The sequence below is a fragment of the Niallia taxi genome (genome assembly GCF_032818155.1).
Taxonomy (GTDB): Bacteria; Bacillota; Bacilli; order Bacillales; family Cytobacillaceae; genus Niallia; species Niallia taxi_A.
The window spans coordinates 1,165,214-1,187,474 of the sequence record NZ_CP102590.1; the positions used below are offsets into that span (position 1 = coordinate 1,165,214).

The window sequence follows — 22,261 nt, forward strand, 5'->3', positions numbered from 1 at the left end:
GGGAGCATTTCTACTATCCTAGCTTATTTACCTTTTTTCACGATATTAACAGCTTCTTGTGACACATAAAACTTGCCATTGCTTTGAACTGTTACTGTTTTTAGCTCTTTATCCTTGCCTTTGATTGTGACAATATTTTTATTTACTGGGATTTCTGCTGTAGTTTTGCCTTTTTTAACTATTAGAACAGGGTTTGTTTTGTCAGATGAATCAATGCTGACTTTTGCTCCAATTTTTTTGAATGCACTTTCTGCTTCCACGAATACCTCTTTATCCACTTTGCCTAAGCTGAAGCCTAATGCAGTTGCCGAAGATTTTGCAACATCTGTATTTTCGATTAAACCAGTCGGCTTGCCTGGTCCATAAGAATACATGAATAGGTCTTCGCCTGTATGTCCACCTGTTGTAAAGCCAAGATTTGCGCGGTTTGCAAGCAGCTGAACAAGCGTTTTACTTAAGTTAGTTGAAGAGTTTAATGCTTTCGTTTCGTCTGCAGTAGGATTAGTAATTCCATATAATGCTGCTACTTCTAAAACATTTGAATTGTCTTTTTTAAGCTGCTTTAATGCACCCTCTAATGTCATTTTCGCTTCTTTTAATGGATCAATATAAGCAGAAACTGGGGTAGCAGGGTAAGAAGAATTTGTATTTTGGTTACCGATTGAAATTCCGCTGTTCCCATGATCAGAAACGGCAATAACTAATGTGTTTTTATCTCTTTTCGCAAAAGCTACAGCTTCTTTGACTGCTTCATCAAAAGCTAGTGTATCACTGATCATTCCGATTGGATCATTTGCATGTGCTGCCCAGTCTGGCTTGCTTCCTTCAACAAATAAGAAGAATCCGTCCTTATCTTTTGAAAGTGTTGAAATACCTTTTTTCGTCATTTCTGCAAGAGTTGGTTCTTCCGGATTTGTTTGCGAACGATCCATATCATATGCTAATGCTGCTGGCGCAAAAGTTCCCCATAGCTTGTTTGATTTTGACTTCAATAATTCATCACGTGTTTCTATTATGTCATAGCCTTTCTCCTCAATAACATCTACAAGGTTCTCACCGTCTTTACGGTTTTTAGCTTCTAGTGAGTTTTTCCCGCCGCCTAACACAACATCTATGTTTTGATAGACTTGTTGTTCAGCGATACTGTCATAATCAGTACGATGTGTTACGTGTGAAGAAAAAGCTGCTGGTGTTGCGTGCTGGATTTCTGATGTAGCAATAATACCAGTTGCTTTGCCTTCAAGCTTGGCCCCTTCCAACACATTTGCAACAGGTTTTAGCGGATCATCAGCAAGGGAAGAATCTACTCCCGGTGACGCTATCTTTTCTGGAAGAACGCCGACTAATTTGTCGTTTGATTTATTACCTGTTGCCATCGCTGTTCCAGCTGGAGCAGAGTCAGTGACAGCCGATTCAGCAGAATATGTACGCACACCACCAGACATGATTTCGTCCATCGCTAGTGGCTCCCCTTTATACCATCTTGCAAGTGTAGTAGTAGTTGAGCTGACTCCATCCTTGACAAGGACAATAACGTTTTTAGCCTGTTGTGATTCTTTTTTCGCTTCTACTTTCTCATTTGCTGAAGTATATGCAAACGATCCTAGTGCTAAAGAGCTTGCTAGAGTGATTCCCATAACCTTTTTATTTATTTTCATGTTAACCGTTTCCCCTTTCACTTCTAAAAGTTAGATATGATTTCTGCTATTTTGACTAGGACTATCTGAATTAGAAAATCACTCCTTTAATAATCAATTGCTTCTTAGTATAAAGCGACTAAGTTAATAGATTGTAAAGAATGTGTAAACATTTGTTAATGAAGGGGAAAATAGGAATAATTACTCAAGTGAATGAATACTTCTTCATTTTCAGGAAGGAGTTATTTCCTGGAGGATAATTTCTTTATGTAGCTGCTCCTCACCGGAAAGTGTAATGTTGCCACATAATATACAGATATCTTCCATTCTTTTTATCTGGAAATCACAAGTGCCGCTGTAAAAAGTTGAATCTGTGCAGAATAAGTTCAAAATTACGTGAAGAATCCCTGACTTGTTTACTAATCCCACAAGCTCTCCATAACAAATGCTCTTACTATAAAAGCTTGCCGTAACAATGTCATTTTCCTGCGTAAAGTGAAAGATGGCATAATTTAATAATTCCTGTGCTTTTTCATGATGATTAGACAAAAAAACTTTTCCATTGATGTTTTCCATGTGGGACCCATCCTTCCTATTTTTGACTTAAGAATAAGTTATGGAACGCATTTCAAGTCAATAAGACTTTTAGACTTTAAATTTGTGTTTGACCTGGTACTCGTTTCATAAATTACAATTTAAGCAAATGATAAGAAGGTGAGGGAACGATATGCTGGCACTCATTTTACTTTGCTTCATTATCTTTTGCGGTACTTATGCTTGTATAAAAACATCAGGAGGAACAATTAACGTCACACCAATTGAAACATTTGATGATTATTTCTTAGATTCAAATACAGCAGCTAACAAAAGATAAGCAGATCCTTTTGCGCAAAGGGCCTTAATGGGCCCTTTTTGATGAATTGACCTGGTACCCGTTTCATACGTTAGTATCGTAATAAAGTATATTGAAGTAAATAAGGTGAGAAGATGACAAACATTAAGGATTTGGCAAAAATGTCAGGCGTATCTGTCTCGACGGTATCTCGTGTCTTAAATCACCACCCATATGTAAGTGCTGAAAAGAGAGCAGCTGTTTTGAAAGCGATTGAATGCACCAACTACAACAGAAATATTAATGCCGTTCATTTAAGCAGGGGAAAAACACAACTTATGGGTGTCGTTCTGCCTTGCACTGATACGCCCTATTTTGCATTGCTGCTTAAAGGGTGTGCTAAAAGAGCTTTAGAAAATGATTATAAGCTTGTCTTGTTTCAAACAGATTATGCTGAAGAAAAGGAAATCGAAGCATTACAGATGCTAAAGCAAAAGCAAATTGATTCCTTGATTATTTGTTCAAGAAAATGTGACTTAGCACTTATCCAAGAACATATACAATATGGAACGATTGTTCTTTGTGAAAAGACTACAGAAAAAAGCCTTCCCTCTGTCTTTATCGATCATTATGAAATTTTCTTCCAAGCACTAGAGTATTTATATCAAAAGGGACATAAAAAAATTGGTTATAGTGTTGGAAGAAAAACTGGTTCGAACAGTTCGCTGCGTGAGCAAGCATATAGGGACTTTTTGAAAAAATATAAGCTTCCATTTTATTCTGATTACATTATGGATGATTGCTTGTATTTCGAGGACGGGGAAAAGGTAATGCAGAGGCTGAGAAGCATGGATATTCAACCGACCGCACTTATTATTACTAGTGACCAAGTGGCTGCAGGGATTATGATAGAATGCCAAAAGAAGGGGATATCCATCCCGGAACAACTTGCAGTGATTGGATTCAATAATGAGCCTATTGCTAAAATGATGAATATTACCACTATTGATATACCGCTTGTTGAATTAGGGGGAGACTTATTTTTACATGCATATCACGGATATAATTCAAATAAGCAAATCTCTGTTAAGTTAATAGAAAGAGAAACTGTTTAGAACTTGAGGATCTGCACATCTTTAAGTTCTTTTCTTTATGTAAAGCTTGCAGGAAAACGAAACTTATTGGCAGAGTAACCGTACATTATATAAAGGGAATAATAGAGGTGAAATTGATGAGTGACGACAAACCTTTTAAGCCAGAAACGCTTCGAACAAAAATAATTATTATCATAGCAATCGCCATTATTGCTATCACTGTGCTAGGGGTGATAACCGCAGGTTACTTCTTTGGTATCATTGGCTTATTTCGGCTGTTGGGTGTTCAATACGATTCCTTTGGTTCCTTATTATGGTTTATTGGTGGATATTTACTTATAGGAGGAATTGGTGAGCTCTTCACAAATGTCATGCGAATATTAATGCGAAAAGCGCAAAAATGGCGAGAGTCGCAAATCAAAGCAGTCTTTATTTTCTTATCCTTTCTAGTAAATCTTATTATTATCTCATTTCTAGACAATGTAATGAATTCGATTGAAATGGAGGCAATCACAAGGGTGATAGTTTCACTCATTTTAGCGCTAGCAGATTATGTGATGGATGCAAATATCGGCAGTAATCAAGAAGAAAAACAAATATGATACCTGTTCAATTTTTAATTGCCAACTTCAATCATAATGGACTACAATTAATTGGAATTATATTATATTTTTGGAGGTTATTATGTCAATTAAACAAGTAACTCTCGCTTCTGAATGGAATCTTATTTTTCATGAAAAATATTCATTATTTGTTGAAATCTAATCTATGCACAAATACAGCATCATTGACGTTGATAATGACTTAATTGCCATTTTTACACTGGATGATTCATCAGTAGCCTTCCAGCACAGTGTTTATAATTTGCAGCATACAATAGATTTTGCTACTAAAACAATTGATATTAAGCATAAACCGTATGAGGAAGAGGGAGAATAAGAATCTCTGTCGTTCTATTAAATTTATATGATTTGTGTTAGCTCCTTTACTAACAGAAGAGGGGCTATTTCTATGAGGTAAAGGTATGGGACTCTTAACAAATAAAACGAACTTATCCGCGGAAACAATTCTATTAATATTAACTAGAACTATTGAAATCGGGGTATTTAGAATAGAAAATTGGAGGAATACATGGCATTAAAGCACGACTTTTATCTTATTCCCAGAACTACAGATGTCATAAGCTTTTGGCAGTTTACAAGTGATAATAGTAAATATATTGAACATATTGCCATGCATGATGATTTAATACTATATATAATAGACACCTTAAAATGGATACCAACAAGAAAACCAGGAATGCGTGTAAAAACCGCTGGATTCGGAATTAATTATCATGGCGTCACACTGCTGGATAAACACTCAGCAGTTCCTTTAAGAAATATATTTTCGGCATGGCGGGATTTATTTAAAAATGCACCAGAGAAAATGGAGTTAACAGGTGATTTTGTAGGGGAAGATAATCGAAATGGGGAGTATGAAAGGCTAATCCTGAATCGAGACGAAATAGTTAGACAACTGGAAAAAGTCATTGCTATGTCCGAGAGGTTGTTGGATGGGGAATATTATATTTATCATTGTGGAGTATGACAATAGTAGGAACTAATTAGGTACGATAAATTTGAACAAAAAAAGTTGCTAGGTATTTAAATAGTCTACCATTTTGCTTTTTATTCTTCTCAAAAATAAAAAACAATCCCATTACAGGATGCTCAATCTTTAAGTATACTATTTTCCATTATTTCATTTTGCATTTTCCTTGTTAACTTCCCAAAAATCAAGTTATAGGAATTACAAATAAGCTTCTGAAGAAATTCCACTGATAAATCTGATTCATAATAAACAGTTATCCAATGCGTTTTATTCATATGGTAACCTGGAATGATAATTCCTTTATGAACCTCTTGTAATTCTTCGGACTCACCTGGATCACATTTTAATGTTATATATTTTTGGCCGTTTTGATTGGAGCTTAACATGGCAAAAATTTTCCCGCCAATGTGAAAACGGTCTGCGTTCCAATCTACTTGAAAATCATATGTTGCGCCAAATAAACTTTTACAATATTCCTTTAAGATGTCCTCCATATTAACCCTCCTTTCATTTAATTAAGATGTCTTTTTGATATGTAGGAGCAAGCCTTGCATTTTTTGTGAAGTATTATTTCATAACAACCTCTTTTTAAGGAACACTAAACCATGGAGGTGAAGACAGTGTCAAACAGAAAAGCTGATCCATCAACAATTGGTTTAGGTTCTACAGAAGTACAAGGACAAGGTACTACGATGAAAGAGACGGGAAACAGAAAGTCTGATTCCTCAAACAAAAAGCAAAAAAAATCCTGATTAATGTTAGTAAAGGTAAGAACAGGCGGAGAATATTCCGCCTGTTTTATTTATATATTAGCTAGCTTGATTGAATTTGCGAGGGAGGAATTGACTTCTATATTATCGAATTTCAAACCGAGCTGGATCGCGGTTTGGGCTACTTCTGGACGGATGCCAGAAAGATTTGTTTTCACGCCAATTAGTGATAATGCCTCAATTAGCTGAAAGATTTGGTGTGCAACCATTGTATCGATGATAACTACACCAGAAAGGTCAAGCAGAAGTCTGTTTACACCTAGTCGATTACATTGTTCTAAAGTGTTCTCTAGTAAGATTTTTGCGCGTGCAGTGTCTATTTCTCCTACTAATGGTAATAAAGCTGTCTTCTTATTTAACGCGATAACAGGTGTGCTTAATTCAAGAATTAATTCCTGTTGGGCATGAAGTCTTTTTTCAGAGCTTTTGTTATACTCCTTTGTAAACCATTCAATTACATAACCCATCGTGTCTGTGATAATTTGATAAATAGTATGTATTTCATTTACTGAGATGCTGTCTTTATTTTGTTCTATAAAAGCAGTCATTAATTGAAGGTACTGATGCTGAGTTCTGTGAAATTCTCGGATAATAAAGTGTATCGGTGTTTGTGCATGTTCCTGATCTTGAGCCACCTTTAAAATCCATTTTTCAAAATCGGCTAAAAAGCTGTCCTTTTCTTTCGTAAAAACCTCTGCGAAATTTTCATGAAACTCATAGTTCTGTTGCTTCACTTCCTGGATTACTTCTGGGTCATTAGATGCATAAACTCCACTTGAATTCGTTTTATCTAAATTTTTATACCAATTTTCTGTGAGCTGCCATGTCTGTTCAACAAAAAACTGATAAAGTTTTTTATTCGAATACACTTTCAATCCCCCTGCTGATTATAAGTATTATTTGTCCATACAAATTTTACACTATAAAATGGATTCCGTCTAAGATTCCATCGTACTTTTTACTTACGTCTCTATCCTAATACAAAAAAATCCCTCCAAATAAGGTAACTACCACAAATTTAATGATGTCACTCTCTTTAGAGGGGATAATGTTAATTTATTATAGGAATGCCTTCAATGTATCTTGAAGTGTACCTCTAGTTTCTGCATCTTTTTCAAAACGAATACCAGCATGAACCATTTTTTTGACGAGTTCTGGTCTAAGGCCAGTAAGTATTGCTTTACATCCCATCATGGAGATGCCAGCTAATATCTTTTCAAAATAATCAATAACATCCATTTCCATTATCGCAATGCCTGAAAGGTCGATAATTAATGTTTGTATTCTTGATTCTGCAATATCATTTAATACTTTTTCCTCAATAACTCTAATCCGATAAGAGTCAATTGCGCCAATTAATGGCAAAACGGAAACAGACTGCTTCACAGGGATAATCGGGACAGATAAATGCTCGACCATTTCTCTTTGCTGGAAGATCATTTCGTCCTTATAGTTTGAATAGTTAAGGAAAAAGCTGTTTAAAAAGCGATCCATCTTTTCGTTGATGGTTTTCTCTAAAATATAATAATTTTTTCGGTCATTAATGATATCTTTTTGGTCATCAAGGATATGGATAAAATGCCAAATCGTTCTCCGAATAGCCTGAACCCATTCCAATTTTAGCTCAAGTGTCAAAGAATGCATCGCCCATGCAATTCCTTCTTGTTTAGCGAAAGAAACCAATTCTTCCTCTTTATTATCAACAATATAAAAAACCATTAATTTTGCGTTTTTTAATAAATCAATATTTCCCTTATTTAGTATATCAGAAATTTTTGTTGAGACGTTTACTGCTTCAGAAAGTAATTTATTTTCGAATTGTTCCCCATTTTCGTTAATAAACTGCTTTATTTCTTCCCTAATGCTCTCGATTGGATTCATGTCAAATACCCCTTTGGCAAGTAATAAATATATTTCTTTATTATTTATCTTATATTATATAAGTAATGAATATATAAGGGAAATTTAAAGTTATTATTTGATGAGTCTTAAGGGAAGGGGTAGTAGGATAAGTTCTCTATTGTTGTAGCACAATATGTGGAGATACAACAATATTGGAAGGAAGGTGTGTATGGTGAAATATGAACAGTTGGCAAAGGATATTATTGCAAATGTTGGAGGTAAAGAAAATGTCAACAGTGTAGTTCATTGCATCACTCGTTTGCGTTTTAAGCTGAAAGATGAAGGTAAGGCGAATACAGATGTTATTAAGAACATGGAGGGTGTAGTTACCGTTATGAAAAGCGGTGGCCAATATCAAGTGGTCATTGGAAATCATGTACCTGACGTATACAAAGCGGTAGTGGAGGTAGGCGGGTTTAATAACCAAACCTCTGAAGAAAAACAAGATGAGAAGACTCAAGGTCTTTTTAATCAATTCATTGATATCATTTCCAGCATCTTTACACCTGTATTAGGAGTGCTGGCAGCAACTGGGATGATTAAAGGGTTTAATGCGTTATTTTTAGCATTAGGCTGGCTAGAAACTACGTCAGGAACCTATCAAATATTAAATGCGCTTGGTGATTCTTTATTTTATTTCTTCCCGATATTTTTAGGATATACAGCAAGTAAAAAATTTGGCGGGACTACCTTTATTGGAATGGTAATTGGTGCTTCACTTGTTTACCCGACATTAACAACCTTGTCGACAGGAACTGCCATTACTACATTATTTTCAGGTACCGTTTTCCAGTCACCAGTATATATAACTTTTTTAGGTATTCCAGTAATATTAATGAGCTATTCATCATCCGTAATACCCATTATATTGGCTGCTTACTTTGGGGCAAAGCTGGAGAAGTTCTTCCGAAAGGTAATTCCAGATGTGGTAAAAGCCTTTTTAGTCCCTTTTTTCACCCTTTTAATAGCAGTGCCGATTACGTTCCTAGTAATTGGACCAATTGCAACATGGGCAGGTGTATTAATTGGACAAGCAACACTTTGGCTATATAATCTTAGCCCTATTATTGCAGGTGTTTTCGTTGGAGGGCTATGGCAGGTGTTTGTCATATTCGGGCTTCATTGGGGGCTTGTGCCAATTGCGATCAATAACCTGACAGTAAGTGGATCAGATCCGATCCTTGGTACTATGTTTGCTGCATCCTTTGCGCAAGTCGGTGCAGTACTTGGTGTATGGGTTAGAACTAAGCAGCAAAAATACAAATCATTGAGCATACCGGCGTTTATTTCAGGGATTTTTGGTGTAACAGAGCCGGCTATTTATGGCATTACGCTACCATTAAAGAAACCATTTATTATCAGCTGTATTGCCGCAGCTGTCGGCGGTGGAATTCTTGGGTTTGCCAATTCACAAATTTTTATGGTTGGTGGCCTTGGAATTTTTGGAATTCCTACTTATATTGATCCAAAGGCAGGAATAACATTTGGGTTCTGGGGAGCAATCATCGCCATTATTGTCGGATTTATTCTGGCATTCATTCTAACTTACTTATTTGGAAACAGTAAAACAGAATCGACAGACACCACTACTGTAAATAACCAGGTAACCAAAGAGGAGCAGGTTCCTGTGCAGTTAGGTGATGAGGTGATTTATAGCCCAATAAATGGTGCAGTACTATCTTTATCAGAACTGAAGGATGAGGCATTTGCTTCAGGTGCACTGGGTAAAGGTGTAGCGATTGAACCAGCCGAAGGAAAAGTGTTCTCACCTGTAGATGGTACAGTAACAGCCCTTTTTCCGACCAATCATGCAATAGGCATTACATCTGATAAAGGATCAGAAATTTTGATCCACGTTGGTATGGATACGGTCGAGCTTAATGGCAAGCATTTTAATGCACATGTTGGCCACGGATCAAGAGTTAAGAAAGGGCAACTGCTAATTGATTTTGACATAAATGAGATAAAAACAGCGGGATATGTTGTTTCTACACCTGTTATTGTCACAAATCAAGGGGATTATACAAGCATAACATCAACTGAGCTAAAGCAGGCAAAGGCGGGAGATCAGTTAATCGAAACAAAAGTAAAGGCTTAATAAATAGATGAGGTGAAGAAAATGAGCAGGTCAGTGCAATTCCCAGATGGATTTCTCTGGGGTGGTGCCGTTGCAGCAAATCAGTTAGAAGGAGCATATCAAGCGGACGGTAAAGGTTTATCTACTGCAGATGTTTCTCCTAACGGTATTATGAGTCCTCCTGATTTTTCCATGAAGAATTTTAACTTGTATCATGAAGGAATTGACTTTTATCACAAGTATAAAGAAGATATTGCCCTATTTGCAGAAATGGGCTTTAAAGCCTTTCGTTTTTCCATCGCATGGACACGAATATTTCCGAATGGTGATGACAAGCAGCCGAACGAAAAAGGCCTGCAATTTTATGATGACATGATAGATGAATTACGAAAATACAATATCGAACCTGTTGTGACTATTTCTCACTATGAGATGCCCCTGAACTTAGTCGAAACATACGGCGGCTGGAAAAACAGACAGGTAGTCCATTATTATGAAACTTTCGCGAAGACGATTTTTAAACGATATCGCAGCAAGGTAAAGTATTGGATGACTTTTAATGAAATTAATGTGCTATTGCATGCCCCATTCACTGGCGGAGGTCTTTTGTTCAAGGATGGCGTTCATAATGAACAGGAAATTTATCAAGCGGCACATCATCAGTTTGTTGCTAGTGCCCTCGCTGTTAAAGCAGGGCATGAGGAGATACCTGAATCACAAATAGGCTGTATGATCGCCTCGATGATAACCTATCCTTTCAGTTCTAAACCAGAAGACATGTTTGCAGCATTATCACAGGACAGGAAGACACTGTTTTTCTCAGATGTTCAATCTAGAGGCTACTATCCAACATATATGACCAACTATTTTGCTGATAATGGAATTAATATAGAAATGCAAACAGGGGATTTGGAATTATTGCAGGATTATACTGTCGACTATATAGGCTTCAGCTACTATATGTCATTTGTCGCAAGCACTGACCCAGAACATCAAGCAGGCAAGGCATCAGGTAATCTATTTGAAGGTGTCAAAAATCCATACTTAAAATCGTCAGAATGGGGCTGGCAAATAGATCCTGTTGGGTTAAGAACGGTCTGTAATCAACTGTATGACAGATACCAAAAGCCGTTATTCATTGTAGAAAATGGACTTGGTGCAGTTGATAAGCTTGAGGAGGATGGCACAATTCAGGATACTTATCGAATTGACTATCTTCAGCAGCATATTAATGAAATGAAAAACGCAATTGGCGATGGTGTAGAAATAATGGGTTATACGTCATGGGGACCAATTGATTTGGTTAGTGCCTCAACAGCTGAATTAAAGAAACGCTATGGATTTATTTATGTTGATAGGGACAGCGAAGGAAAAGGGTCTAATGAGAGACTAAGGAAGAAAAGCTTTTATTGGTACAAGCAAGTAATTGAGACTAATGGAGAAGTCCTTTAGTTAGAAAAGCAGGGCCTTAAAATTTAAGGTCCTGCTTTTGTTTATACTGATGTAAGAATAGGCAGCTGGTTGACTTCATAATTCATACATACTCGGTTTCTTCCAGATCTTTTTGCTTGATACAATGCTTTATCTGCCTCTTCGATAAGGACACTGACATCATTAGTTGTTTCTGGATAGCTTGCAACACCGATGGAAACGGTAATATTTATTTCTTCGCCAGAGCTTAATGTAAAAGGAAATTGTTCTACATTTTTTCTGATTCTTTCACTAATCTCATTTGCTCTTTCAAGAGAACAGTCTAATAAAATGACAGAAAACTCCTCACCGCCATTCCTGCTGACTATATCAAATGAACGGGTGGAAGAGGAAAGCAGGGCACCTAATTCTTTTAAAACAATATCACCATCACCATGACCATATGTGTCATTTATATGCTTGAAAAAATCAATGTCAATATAAAGGAGAGAAAGCTTTTCTTCCTTCTGCCCCACATTATTAGTGAGCGTATTAAAAACCTCATCGAATTTCCTGACATTATTTAATCCAGTTAAACCATCTGTAGTTGATTCCAGCTTGTACTTATCCAAAAGCAGCTTCGTTTTTCTAAGATATACGAGCATATAAAACGCTAATACACCGGCAGAATAGGAGGCAACCCAATAAGTCGGAATCAGCAAAGAAAGTGGTTCCTTAGTATCAACAAGAAAAACCGCGATTACAGACAGCAAAACATTGTTTGCAGTTAATATGACAGCGATTTTCATCTGAATGCTCATCTTTACTTTAGAAGAAGAAAGTAAAAGTGTAATAACGGAAACAGTAAGGATATAGCATATTGCGATGTAAGAAGCAAAACTAAACCCTATCATCAAACGCCCGACAATAAAAAACAGTAATGCAATAGTAATGGGGGTTATGCCTCCATAGAATGCAACTAATATAAGTGGGATATGCCTTAAATCAAAAATAGTATCACCTATATCGATGCTGTAAAACATTAATATATCTGAAGAGATACCGGCAACAATGCCAGCGTGAATTTTGTATTTTAATTTTGAGCTGCGGTTTAATGGTGTTTTAATTAGCTGTGTGTATAAAAAGATTAATGACGTTAATATCGCAAAGTTTGCAAATAATTCTTTTAGTATCATAAATATATATCACCATAGATAATTTAACATAATAACATCATCGTGTAACTAGAACTTTTCACCAGTTAAAAGCTAAGCAGGGCAATAATGAAAAAGTGGGATAACTTTGTTCTCAGAAGATAGCATACACGTTCTATTTAGAAATACTCTTCAGGTAGATCGCTAAGGAAAAGCCCCTCACTCAAAAGCTTAATATCATTAAATATTTGCTCCTTGATTACTGCGTCATCACAAGTATAGTAATCATCCATTAATCGCTTCAGTTCGTGACATAGTAGTTCAATTTGAATCATATGATTTTCCTTTCTAGTAGCAGCTAATAATTATTATGCATGAACAGTATTTGGGATGGAAGGGATTCGACAAAAGAAGTGTTGAAAGGAATATGTTTTTTCGTTTTTGTGGAGAAATTTAGGCCTATACATTCCAAAAGGAAAGGATACAACTGATAAGCGCTACGATAATAATGTACAGTATCATTCTCGTCTAGTTTATAAATGTTACATTCCAACTAATTTATTTTTTGTAATATTATAAAATTTTCTTCGGAAAAGGGAACTTATCATGAAGTTATCCGTAAAGAAATAATGAATAGGAGAGATGAGATGAATATAGGGCGGATTTTATTAATCATTGGTTTATTAATGTTTTTGGCGGGAATTTATATTTCCTCAAATTGGACTGTTTTAGGATCAATTATAGGAATTACTGGTGGACTAGTACTAGGGTTAAGCACTTTTTACTTTATTAAGTCTAGACCAAAATGACATTTGAACTTTATTGCTGCCGCTTGGCAGTTTTTTTGGTATTTGTCTTATTTTTAATAAAACTCTTCTCGATAATGTTTTCTTTATACTCTAAATAAAAGGTGCGCTTCCATTTGAAGCGCACCTTATTGTCGGCAATCCCTGTAGCAGACATATTGTATTAGTTTTCTATTTTTCTCTATTTATATATCCCAAGAAAATGTCACGGCACTTTTGTTAGGAATGCTATAGGTAAAGAATTTGCCTTCAAAATTAACTTGGAAGCTTTTCTTTTCGTTACTTTGATTCAGTGCGATAAGAACAATGGATTTGTCAGGGTTTTGGTAAGCGACAGTTTCTAATGCTCCTGGAAAATTGGTGGAAGAAATGCGTGCAGCTTCCGCTTGAACAAATTTGCTTGCGTGTCCTAACGCATAATATTCGGCGTTTTTTTCTACATTGCCAGTAGCTTGATCAATCGTCAGTAAGCCTGTGCAGTTGTTACATCCACCGTTTGTTGGACCATTATTTTCATCTAAAGCGATATTCCACATAAGGACAGACTTAGCCCAGTTGCGAGGACCTTCAATAATAAGATTGGACATTTGCCAGCTGAAATTATCCGCAAAATTTTCACTCCATTTACCTGAGCTGCACTCTGTTAAATAGATTTGCTTTGTTGGAAAGTTCTCATGAACCTGTGACATAGCAGCTGGTTCTCCTTCATAGCAATGAAAGGCGAAACCGTCTAAATATTCGGTGGCAATATCAGTCTGAGAAAGAGAGTTTATATAGTCTCTTGCGCCATGCCAGTTATGATCATAACCAATGATTTTAGTTTTAATATTATGCTCTTGAAAAGCAGGTCCTAAATACTCTCCAATAAACCTCGCCTGCTCCTCTGCACCCATGCTCATAGATGGATAATTCTCTGAAGTGAATTCTGGTTCATTTTGCAAGGTTATAGCTGATATGTTAACACCGTTGTTTTTATATGCTTGAATGTAACGGACAAAGTAGTCTGCATATGCTTCATACACTTTGTCATCCGTATAGTCCAAATACCAGCCGTTGAGTGTTTTTTCGCCAAATTTCATCCATGCAGGCGCAGTCCAAGGTGTACCGATAATCTTCATACCCTGTTTTACGGCAAGTATTTCCTGCAGGCTTTTAATGACATTCCTGTCTTTTTCAATGGAAAAATCCTTCAGATCATAATCTGTTTCATCCTTTGTATCATCGTACGTATAGCTGCTTGGATATCCATTTTCATCTACGGAGAAATCAGATGCACCGATTGTATGTCTAATAGTTGAAAGATTAATACCTTTACTTGTAAATAAGTCTTCATACATAGAAGTTCTATCAGCAGAATTCATGTTTTGAAACAAATATGCAGAAGAGCCTGTGACAGCTGCTCCAAAGCCATCCATTTCCTGATAAGCAGTATTTGGGTCAATCGTTATAGACAAGGGAGGGGAGGAATCACTGTTTGAAAGGTACAAGGACTCTTTTTTCTCCAGTAAGTCCTTTTTATCTCCAGTTGTTTGCCAAACGGAAACCTCAATGTCTTCTTCTGCATAGTTGTCGTTCTGCTTTTTTAATTGAACTGTCGTAATAAGTGCAAGAAGAATTACTAATAAAAGCAGGAAGGTTACCATTTTGAGTTTAATTTTCATTGTTAATTTGTCCTCCTAAAACAATCCCCACAAAAAAGGCTTGTGGGGAAATGGTTAAGAACTAAATTTATCGTCTTGCTTGATCGTCCTTTTTGTTTTTCTTGCTTGCTTTTTCATGTTTTGCTGTATTTTTGTTGCTGCCGTTCGATGAAATGATATTTTCATTTGTCGAACCAGAATTATTTTCCTTGTTAAAATAGTTGCTTGTATTTTTTGAGATATGAACATTTCCCTTTAAACGGATATCAGATGAAGAGCTTCCAACATAAATTGGCACATTACCAGTAGGCGTTACCCATTCGTTTTTCGCTTCATCATAATAAGAGAATGCTTTTGGGTCAAGCTTAATCGTCACTTTTTTTGTTTTTCCAGGTTTTAATTCAACCTTTTCAAAGCCTGCCAATTGCTTAGGTGCTGTTTCTGTATTTGTCGGCAGTTTACCTGTATATACTTGGACAACTTCAGAACCTGTAACATCACCAGTATTTTTAAGGTTTAATGTAACTTCAACTGCTTGATCCTTGGCTTTATTAGAACGAGTCACCTTTGTTTTTAGTTTCTTATAACCAAATTCAGTATAAGATAGTCCATGTCCAAAGGAGAACGCTGGTTTAATGCCATCTTGTTCAAAGCCACGGTATCCTACAAAAATGTCTTCTGTATATTTTGTAACTTCGTCAACACCAGGATATTGTTCATCAGAATTAACTGGAGTCGAATCTTCATCAACAGGGAAAGTAACAGGAAGTTTACCTGAAGGATTTACATCACCGAATAATACATCAGCTATAGCATTTCCTTGCTCCTGCCCAGGATACCAAGCCTGTACAATGGAATCTACTTTATCCTTCCAATCGCCCATTTTAACAGCAATGCCGCTCTCATTCACAATGACAACATTTTTATTTACTTTTGCTACTTCCTTTATTAACTGTTCTTGGTTATTCGGAAGCTTCATATCAGAACGGTCTACATAACCTTCACTATCATATGTTCTTGTAACTATAACTGCAGCATCTGACTTTTTCGCCAATTCAACTGCATCTGCAATGTTTTTGTCCACAACTTTGTCGCTAGCTTCCCAACCGAAGCGCAATTGACCGCCGTTGTCATTACCAGTTGCATCTTTATAGTCTGTTTTATACTCAATTTTAACATCATAGTTTTTGCCTGCTTCTAAAGAGACTGTCTTTTCAACTGTATCCAACTTTTCTCCAGCATTATCAATCACTAGATTTTCATCAATATACACTTGGCTTGAACCATAGCTTGTAGTGGATAGTGTATAATCTCCAGATTTCGGTACATTAATTACGCCAGTATATCTAGCAGACATCATGCCGTTTAAGCTTGTTGGCAAGCTGTCTAATTTGGATGATTGAGCGTTAAAGCCTTCATAGTTATAAAAACCAAGGTTTAAGTTAACTTGTTTAGCAGTATGCTCAAATACTGGATCGCCTTCCATGTTTTTATTAGACCAGTATGTTGCTTGTAGTCCATTTTCATTAGAGCCAGCTTGAGGCAATAAGAAAGAAGAAGGGATTGCATTTGGTCCTGGTAAAATATCACCAGCACTGATTGAGTCTGTTCCAGGTGCATAATTTACTTGAATATCTGCTCCTGCACGGTTTTTAATACCTTCAAGAGGACTAATTGTATACGTTGGATTAACTAGTGAGCTTCCACCGCCAGCCGCTGAAGCAGTATCTGCATCAGGTCCAATTACTGCAATGGAATCTAATTTATCTGTATTTAATGGCAATGTTTTATTGTCATTTTGTAGCAACACCATAGTCTCTGCAGCAATTTGACGAGCGATTTCCCCATGTGCTGCTATATCAATCGGATTATTCTGCGCAGGATTGTCAAATAATCCTTTGTCAAACATTTGGTAAAGAATACGATAGGCGCTTTGATCAATTGTTTCTTCCTTAACTTGTCCATCTGCTACTGCCCGTTGTAATTGATCGCCCCATAATCCGAAAGGCTCTCCAGGCGTTTCTAAGTCTAGGCCTGCATTAATAGAATTAGCAGTACTAACATTGGCACCATAGTCACTCATGACAAAACCATCAAAGTTAAGATTGTCTCTTAACAAATCTGTTAAAAGATCTGGATTTTCACATGCATATGTGCTGTTAACCTGATTAAAGGAGCACATAACACTTCCAAGATCAGCATTCTCAATAACACTTGCAAAAGGTCTAGCATAAATTTCATTGATTGCACGTTCGCTTGCTTGAGAGTCGCTTGTGAAGCGGTCCTTCTCTTGGTTATTTAAAAGATAATGCTTGGCTGTAACCAACACATTATTGCTTTGCAAGGCATTCACATAGCTTGTAGCCATTAGCCCTTGCAAATATGGATCCTCACCTAAAGACTCAAAGTTTCTAGCACCAAAGGCATTTCTGGCAATATCTAATCCAGGACCAAGCATTACATTATGTGTTGTGTTATGAGCTTCGTTCCCGATTAAATCTCCATATTTCTCTGCTGTTTCTGTGTTCCATGTTGCCGCAAGTCCGATCGCGGAAGGTAATGCGGTAGATTGTTTATTTTGGACTTCCGGATTAGCTATCCGAACACCAACAGGTCCATCTGCCATCTGCAACGCAGGTATACCATATTTGTCTAATCCTTCATTATAAAATCCATAATAGTTGTTGACATTACCGGTGATAAAGTCAATTTTATCCTCCAATGTCATTGCTTCAACTAATAATTGAGCTCTTTCCTCTGCAGAAAGATCCTTGTTCATCCACGGAAAAGCTTCCGCAGATGTGCTCAACGGAGCGAAAGCGAAACTAAGCACCATCATAAATAAGATGCCCAGTATCGTCAGCTTGCGTTTCCCCTCTGATAATACAGTCATTTCTCCAACTCCTTTTTTTTATTGAATAAGTCCTGTAATATTTGTCTCTAACTCTCAGGACCTATCCTTTGAACACCTAACATCATAGCGAAATGGGTTGGAAAGACCATAGATGGATTGTTGTATTTTTGAAAAGCAAAAAAAGAGAGAAATTAGCTATTAAAAGGGAATATATTGTAAGAAAATCCTCTAATCTACATTACTAAATTGTAAATAAAGGAATGCCCTACGTTTACATAGAAAATGACAAAATAACTATTGTAATTTTTTATTTGTATAATTATTACAAACTATTCAGACATGTTAGTAATACAATAGAAAATTAATTGTAACAGGAAGAAAAGAGCGTAATTTAGTGAAATAAAGAGTGGGGAGTTTGTAATATTGTTACGCCTTTTAAGCGTGTTATTAGTTTGGAAAAAGGATGTATACAGGAAAAACTTATGAAGGATTTCAAAAAGAAAGTTGTGGTCTTATCCTACTTTGAATAATTTAATGTTAACCAAAAGCCCAACCGATTAGGAAGGGCCAGGTATCTATTTGCTTTTTGCAATTTCACTCCTATTTGGTGCAAGAGGTGGTTGTTCTAACCATTTATTCTCAACCATAAGGTCAAACCAATTTTTTGTAACTAACAGATTTTGTAAAATAGTCTTCTCATAGGTGGCTACAAGATCTGTTCTCATTGCTGAAGCTAGACCAGCACCATGGTAATTTTGAGCAGCTTGAAACAAAAAGCCCATATGGTAAAGAATTAACTTATCAGAAAACGGTGATTCAGTAGAGGTTGTTACTTCTGTTTCTAGTGATTTTGGAACTGGTAGGTTATCTGCTTGAAGTATTTTGGCTAATGCTTTAATTTGACCATCCGCTGTCTTTTCAGATTCAGTTAAAAATTTCCTCACTTCTTTAGATCCTGCTATCTGTGAGAATGCAATAGAAAGAGTTTTAGCCATAATACTTTTCTTAAGATTTAAGGAAAGACTTATAATTTCGGTTGCGGCAAGGGTTCGGCCTTTTCCAAAAAAACCATCAGTAAAATCTTTATTTGTAACAAAACCTGGATGTTCGTACGCATAGTATAGGGGATCCCTTTGAAATAAACCTTTTTCAAGTAATAGATCAATTGTTTTATGATACATTTTATTTCCGGCTTGACTTGATGAATCATAAAAGTTTCTTAAGTCTTTGCTGACTGAAATACACAGCGCTGTGTTATGTCCTAATATTCCATGAATAGTCATTATATGTAAAAAGTTTAGGCAGAACGCATCCGAAAATAATCTTTGTTTTCCTAAATATAAGTCAGAATCAGTAAAGCCAATAGGAACAGGAAATCCTTCTTCCTTAAAAAAATCACCAATCGCTTTCTTTTGTTGGTCAAATGTTTTGATAGCAAGATGGAAAATTTCTTTTATTTCTTTATCTTCTATAATAGAATACATATATTTATTCACAGTATGTGTTGCTGTTCCATTTATATACTCTGCCCATAAGGAACCTATTTCAGAAGATGTTAATGCTGATTTTTTCATACAATTCACCTCTATATTATAATATCGCCAATTAACATTTCCAAAGTCATTGCGCTTGCATGCATGCATCCAGCAAGTATCCAATGTGTTAGGAAGAATACAAAGTAGCTAAGGTAATAACGAAATTTATTCCCCAAAAAATTAACCGCTTCTAATTAAGTAGGCTTTTTTAGTCGTTGCACCTACTAATAGTGAGAGAATAACGGTGAGGAATAACTTTTTTAAAGAAATTCAAGTTAAACTCTTTATATAATTCCCAACCACGAGTGAATTATACTAAGAAGTGTTTTTATTTATTAATACGTATTTATACCAATATTAAATATTTTTTAGCAATGAAACGTATGAGATAAAGATATTATTAAATGAAGGAATATTGTATTTGGAAAGATAGAGTGGTGAAGGTTGATGTTTTGTACTTGCAACTATAAGTATTCCTATACGTGCATACATTGAAAAAGGTAACTTATGAATTTGAGTTTCGTTATACTTTATGACTTTTTGGAGCAGTTTTTTAGTAAATCAAGCTTTAAAAAGATTAGTGAATAATGAAAGCAGATTATGGGATTTAAGTGCCAGGAAATTTCTTTTAACAAGAGATAAAAATAAGAAAAGTATAATCAAATTTATTCAGAAGGTGAATGCTTTGCAGTGGAGTAAATTGAAAACAAATCTTGAAAGTTTTTTGAGTGATAAGCTAAAAGGAAGCATTGAAATACATGCAACGGTTTATCGAAAATTTCATGATAGTCCAAGTAGAATATGGATCACTTTGGATAAACAAGAAATATTAAGTGCTTCTGATGTTACATTTGCAGTTAAACATGAAAAGCTCTATCAACAGATAATAAAGGAAGAAGAATTAAACGAAATTCCCTATAATACAGATTTGAAGGCAATGCTTAACTCACAGGAGCGCAAAGAATTAATAAAAGCATCTGATATTGCTGAAAAAGTTATGATAAATCAAAACATCTTTGGAAGTTACCATCTATATGATGCATTGATGAATTACAGTTCATTATCTATTGTAGAAGCATTAAACTCAGACAATATGATTATTCGAGCTTTTTCCATGTTGGATAGAAGGTTAGGTAAAAGAAGGTTGGGGAAATTGACTTTTTCTAAGGATACTCATCCATTGGTTGTTAAGTTCTACAATATAAGGTGTGAGGTTGAGAGTACAAAAAATTTCGACTGATTTGTCCTAAAGGGAGCATTGCAAGAACAATCATAGAAAATTTTGATGAGATAGGGATACATTATTAAAGAGTTAAATTAGAAACTTTTTTAGAAAGAGAGCGAGATAAATGAAGGGTTATAGCTACAACGAATTTCTCGAAGACTTAAACAGGGGACATGAGATACATTTTATTTATAAAGAAGAAAATTACTACATTAGTAGCCAAAGTTTTTGGAAATTCAATGATGCAGACAGCGAAATAGAAGGAGAAGATACGAACGAATTACTCCAAAAGGTTAGACTAGAGGGAAAAACCCTAATAGAGTTATGGAATACAGTCGAGATTGATATTATTTTTTAAACTCTGCCTGAAAAAAAACAGTAGTTCTTTATGGAAGAAAGTCCATTAATAAAATAATTTCTTAAAGGGCAAAGCATGTATTCACAACACATCTGCCCTTTTATTTAAAGAAGAAAACTTGGTTCTTAAGTCTTTTTTGTAACACTAGTTGATGGGAATTATCATAATCGAAATGATAAATAAATTTAGCGGGGGAGGGACTATTAATGTGAAATTGTTTGTGGAGATTAAAACCATATACAGATATTAGCCACTATTGTAAGGGTCTAATAGGAATTTCAGCAAATTAAGTGTAGAATACTATATGATTGATTAGTTGAAAAATACCAATAGTATCAATATTTCATTTATAGTGTCTATATATAGACACTATAAATGAAAATCCATCCGTTTTTTTATCATAATTTACTAATAAAATATCAACTTTAAGCAAGTTCTTTAGAAGAGGTGGCTATGTTAAGACTCCAGTACACACTCTTTACAAAGTGTAAATATTTGGTAAAGTAGTTAAAGGAAGGAGAGGATATCTTGTCTAAGCAACTGGTGGGGAAAATACTTGCTATTCTAGGAGCACTTGCTTTAATGATTAATATTTCCTTTTTTAAGGAAATGGAATGGTACTACATAGCCAGAAGAATTTCGCTTGCTGTATTTTTTGTAGGTATTTTACTTATACCTATATATGCTCCAGCAAAGAATAAAGATCAGCATCAATAATATCAATTCCAATAATCTAAATGCAAGTTGCCTTTGGCAGCTCTTTTTTTATAGCACTCTATAAACTGGATTACTATTATAAGTAAATCCCTTTTTGGGGAATAGAACTTATTTTGAAAAATATACGGTATTTTAATGGGAAACTAATAGAGGTTTGGGATTAAAGAATAAATAGCTCTTATTATAAAATTTGGAGCATTTCTTCATGCTAGAGAAATAAAGTAATAATATATATATCTAATAGGGAGTTTATACATGAAAGCTATTCTAATTATTATGCCTGTACTTTTAAATATTTGGATTGTCTTATTACAGGTAGATTCGGTATTTCCATCTTTACTTGCTGCAATAGTAGTTGGATTATACAAGGGCAATCAAATTGGTCCTGATATAAAAAATATCTTTAATATTGGGAAAGTGAATTACTCATTAAAAAATCCGTTAAGAATAGTGGAGCTGACCTCTGCCACTTTGTTATCGCTCAGTACTGATATAATATCCATAGTTAATTTTTTAAAGGATGGTTTTTCTTCAGATGAATTCATTTTTTTAACAATAACATTTGTTTATTCAGCTATTTTTGGCTTCCTTTTATTTAGATTTTTATTTTTATATATTCTTCAAGATCATAGTAAAGAGTCATGATAAAATTCAGGT

The 22,261-nt window shown here is 35.4% G+C and carries 22 protein-coding genes; 13 read left to right on the plus strand and 9 right to left on the minus strand.

Annotated elements, in window-relative coordinates; genetic code table 11:
- Window positions 1-23: 23 nt before the first annotated feature.
- Together NQZ71_RS24785 and NQZ71_RS24790 are read right to left on the minus strand one after the other, a co-directional pair.
- Window positions 24-1,658, minus strand: a complete 1,635-nt coding sequence (locus tag NQZ71_RS24785) for an alkaline phosphatase (RefSeq protein ID WP_317011966.1) — start codon at window positions 1,656-1,658, stop codon at window positions 24-26.
- 210 nt (window positions 1,659-1,868) lie between these two features.
- Window positions 1,869-2,213: an avidin-fold protein gene (locus NQZ71_RS24790; RefSeq protein ID WP_317011967.1), complete on the minus strand. Its 345-nt coding sequence runs from the start codon at window positions 2,211-2,213 to the stop codon at window positions 1,869-1,871.
- A 151-nt stretch (window positions 2,214-2,364) separates the two neighbouring features.
- On the opposite strand from NQZ71_RS24790, the gene NQZ71_RS24795 reads away from it, so the two are divergent.
- The 5 genes from NQZ71_RS24795 to NQZ71_RS24815 all read left to right on the plus strand — a co-directional run bounded on the left by NQZ71_RS24795 (window position 2,365) and on the right by NQZ71_RS24815 (window position 5,153).
- Entirely contained in the window at window positions 2,365-2,511 is a 147-nt protein-coding gene (locus tag NQZ71_RS24795) for a hypothetical protein (protein WP_317011968.1), read from the plus strand.
- Window positions 2,512-2,624: 113 nt separating this feature from the next.
- Window positions 2,625-3,584: a LacI family DNA-binding transcriptional regulator gene (locus tag NQZ71_RS24800; RefSeq protein ID WP_144455374.1), complete on the plus strand. Its 960-nt coding sequence runs from the start codon at window positions 2,625-2,627 to the stop codon at window positions 3,582-3,584.
- 116 nt (window positions 3,585-3,700) lie between these two features.
- Window positions 3,701-4,165: a YrvL family regulatory protein gene (locus tag NQZ71_RS24805; protein WP_317011969.1), complete on the plus strand. Its 465-nt coding sequence runs from the start codon at window positions 3,701-3,703 to the stop codon at window positions 4,163-4,165.
- 166 nt (window positions 4,166-4,331) lie between these two features.
- Window positions 4,332-4,502, plus strand: coding sequence for a hypothetical protein (locus tag NQZ71_RS24810; protein ID WP_317011970.1), 171 nt, complete (start codon window positions 4,332-4,334; stop codon window positions 4,500-4,502).
- A gap of 192 nt (window positions 4,503-4,694) precedes the next feature.
- Window positions 4,695-5,153: a hypothetical protein gene (locus tag NQZ71_RS24815; RefSeq protein ID WP_260054401.1), complete on the plus strand. Its 459-nt coding sequence runs from the start codon at window positions 4,695-4,697 to the stop codon at window positions 5,151-5,153.
- A gap of 122 nt (window positions 5,154-5,275) precedes the next feature.
- Here the strand turns inward: NQZ71_RS24815 and NQZ71_RS24820 are convergent, their stop codons facing one another.
- Window positions 5,276-5,650 (minus strand): MmcQ/YjbR family DNA-binding protein, encoded by a 375-nt coding sequence (locus NQZ71_RS24820; protein ID WP_317011971.1) that lies wholly within the window; start codon window positions 5,648-5,650, stop codon window positions 5,276-5,278.
- 111 nt (window positions 5,651-5,761) lie between these two features.
- Between NQZ71_RS24820 and NQZ71_RS24825 the strand changes: the two genes are divergently transcribed.
- Window positions 5,762-5,908 carry a YuzL family protein gene (locus NQZ71_RS24825; RefSeq protein WP_285849315.1) on the plus strand — a complete coding sequence of 49 codons (147 nt, stop codon included), beginning with the start codon at window positions 5,762-5,764 and terminating at the stop codon, window positions 5,906-5,908.
- Window positions 5,909-5,958: 50 nt separating this feature from the next.
- Here NQZ71_RS24825 and NQZ71_RS24830 read toward each other — a convergent pair whose 3' ends face one another.
- Both NQZ71_RS24830 and NQZ71_RS24835 read right to left on the minus strand, forming a co-directional pair.
- Window positions 5,959-6,795: an STAS domain-containing protein gene (locus NQZ71_RS24830; protein ID WP_260054402.1), complete on the minus strand. Its 837-nt coding sequence runs from the start codon at window positions 6,793-6,795 to the stop codon at window positions 5,959-5,961.
- A 190-nt stretch (window positions 6,796-6,985) separates the two neighbouring features.
- Window positions 6,986-7,807 carry an STAS domain-containing protein gene (locus tag NQZ71_RS24835; protein ID WP_144455362.1) on the minus strand — a complete coding sequence of 274 codons (822 nt, stop codon included), beginning with the start codon at window positions 7,805-7,807 and terminating at the stop codon, window positions 6,986-6,988.
- 193 nt (window positions 7,808-8,000) lie between these two features.
- Here NQZ71_RS24835 and NQZ71_RS24840 point away from each other — a divergent pair, with 193 nt between their 5' ends.
- Complete coding sequence (locus NQZ71_RS24840; RefSeq protein WP_317012536.1) at window positions 8,001-9,926, plus strand: beta-glucoside-specific PTS transporter subunit IIABC; 1,926 nt, start codon at window positions 8,001-8,003, stop codon at window positions 9,924-9,926.
- 21 nt (window positions 9,927-9,947) lie between these two features.
- Complete coding sequence (locus tag NQZ71_RS24845; RefSeq protein ID WP_260054403.1) at window positions 9,948-11,357, plus strand: aryl-phospho-beta-d-glucosidase; 1,410 nt, start codon at window positions 9,948-9,950, stop codon at window positions 11,355-11,357.
- 41 nt (window positions 11,358-11,398) lie between these two features.
- On the opposite strand, the gene NQZ71_RS24850 is transcribed toward NQZ71_RS24845, so the two are convergent.
- Window positions 11,399-12,511, minus strand: a complete 1,113-nt coding sequence (locus tag NQZ71_RS24850) for a GGDEF domain-containing protein (RefSeq protein WP_260054404.1) — start codon at window positions 12,509-12,511, stop codon at window positions 11,399-11,401.
- Window positions 12,512-13,116: 605 nt separating this feature from the next.
- Between NQZ71_RS24850 and NQZ71_RS24855 the strand changes: the two genes are divergently transcribed.
- A complete protein-coding gene (locus NQZ71_RS24855; RefSeq protein ID WP_317011972.1) occupies window positions 13,117-13,278 on the plus strand; it encodes a hypothetical protein in 162 nt (53 codons plus the stop codon).
- A gap of 182 nt (window positions 13,279-13,460) precedes the next feature.
- Here NQZ71_RS24855 and NQZ71_RS24860 read toward each other — a convergent pair whose 3' ends face one another.
- The 3 genes from NQZ71_RS24860 to NQZ71_RS24870 form a co-directional block, all read right to left on the minus strand.
- Entirely contained in the window at window positions 13,461-14,936 is a 1,476-nt protein-coding gene (locus NQZ71_RS24860) for a glycoside hydrolase family 30 protein (RefSeq protein ID WP_317011973.1), read from the minus strand.
- 67 nt (window positions 14,937-15,003) lie between these two features.
- A complete protein-coding gene (locus tag NQZ71_RS24865; RefSeq protein WP_317011974.1) occupies window positions 15,004-17,808 on the minus strand; it encodes a beta-glucosidase in 2,805 nt (934 codons plus the stop codon).
- A 536-nt stretch (window positions 17,809-18,344) separates the two neighbouring features.
- Window positions 18,345-19,343: a DUF3231 family protein gene (locus tag NQZ71_RS24870; RefSeq protein ID WP_260054408.1), complete on the minus strand. Its 999-nt coding sequence runs from the start codon at window positions 19,341-19,343 to the stop codon at window positions 18,345-18,347.
- A gap of 493 nt (window positions 19,344-19,836) precedes the next feature.
- On the opposite strand from NQZ71_RS24870, the gene NQZ71_RS24875 reads away from it, so the two are divergent.
- The 4 genes from NQZ71_RS24875 to NQZ71_RS24890 all read left to right on the plus strand — a co-directional run bounded on the left by NQZ71_RS24875 (window position 19,837) and on the right by NQZ71_RS24890 (window position 22,249).
- A complete protein-coding gene (locus NQZ71_RS24875) occupies window positions 19,837-20,544 on the plus strand; it encodes an SF0329 family protein (protein WP_275008703.1) in 708 nt (235 codons plus the stop codon).
- A 109-nt stretch (window positions 20,545-20,653) separates the two neighbouring features.
- Window positions 20,654-20,887: a hypothetical protein gene (locus NQZ71_RS24880; protein WP_260054410.1), complete on the plus strand. Its 234-nt coding sequence runs from the start codon at window positions 20,654-20,656 to the stop codon at window positions 20,885-20,887.
- Window positions 20,888-21,415: 528 nt separating this feature from the next.
- The gene (locus NQZ71_RS24885) at window positions 21,416-21,604 is read left to right on the plus strand and encodes a hypothetical protein (RefSeq protein WP_317011975.1); all 189 of its coding nucleotides are present in this window, start codon (window positions 21,416-21,418) and stop codon (window positions 21,602-21,604) included.
- Between the two features lie 255 nt (window positions 21,605-21,859).
- The gene (locus tag NQZ71_RS24890; protein ID WP_275008708.1) at window positions 21,860-22,249 is read left to right on the plus strand and encodes a hypothetical protein; all 390 of its coding nucleotides are present in this window, start codon (window positions 21,860-21,862) and stop codon (window positions 22,247-22,249) included.
- Window positions 22,250-22,261: the final 12 nt, after the last annotated feature.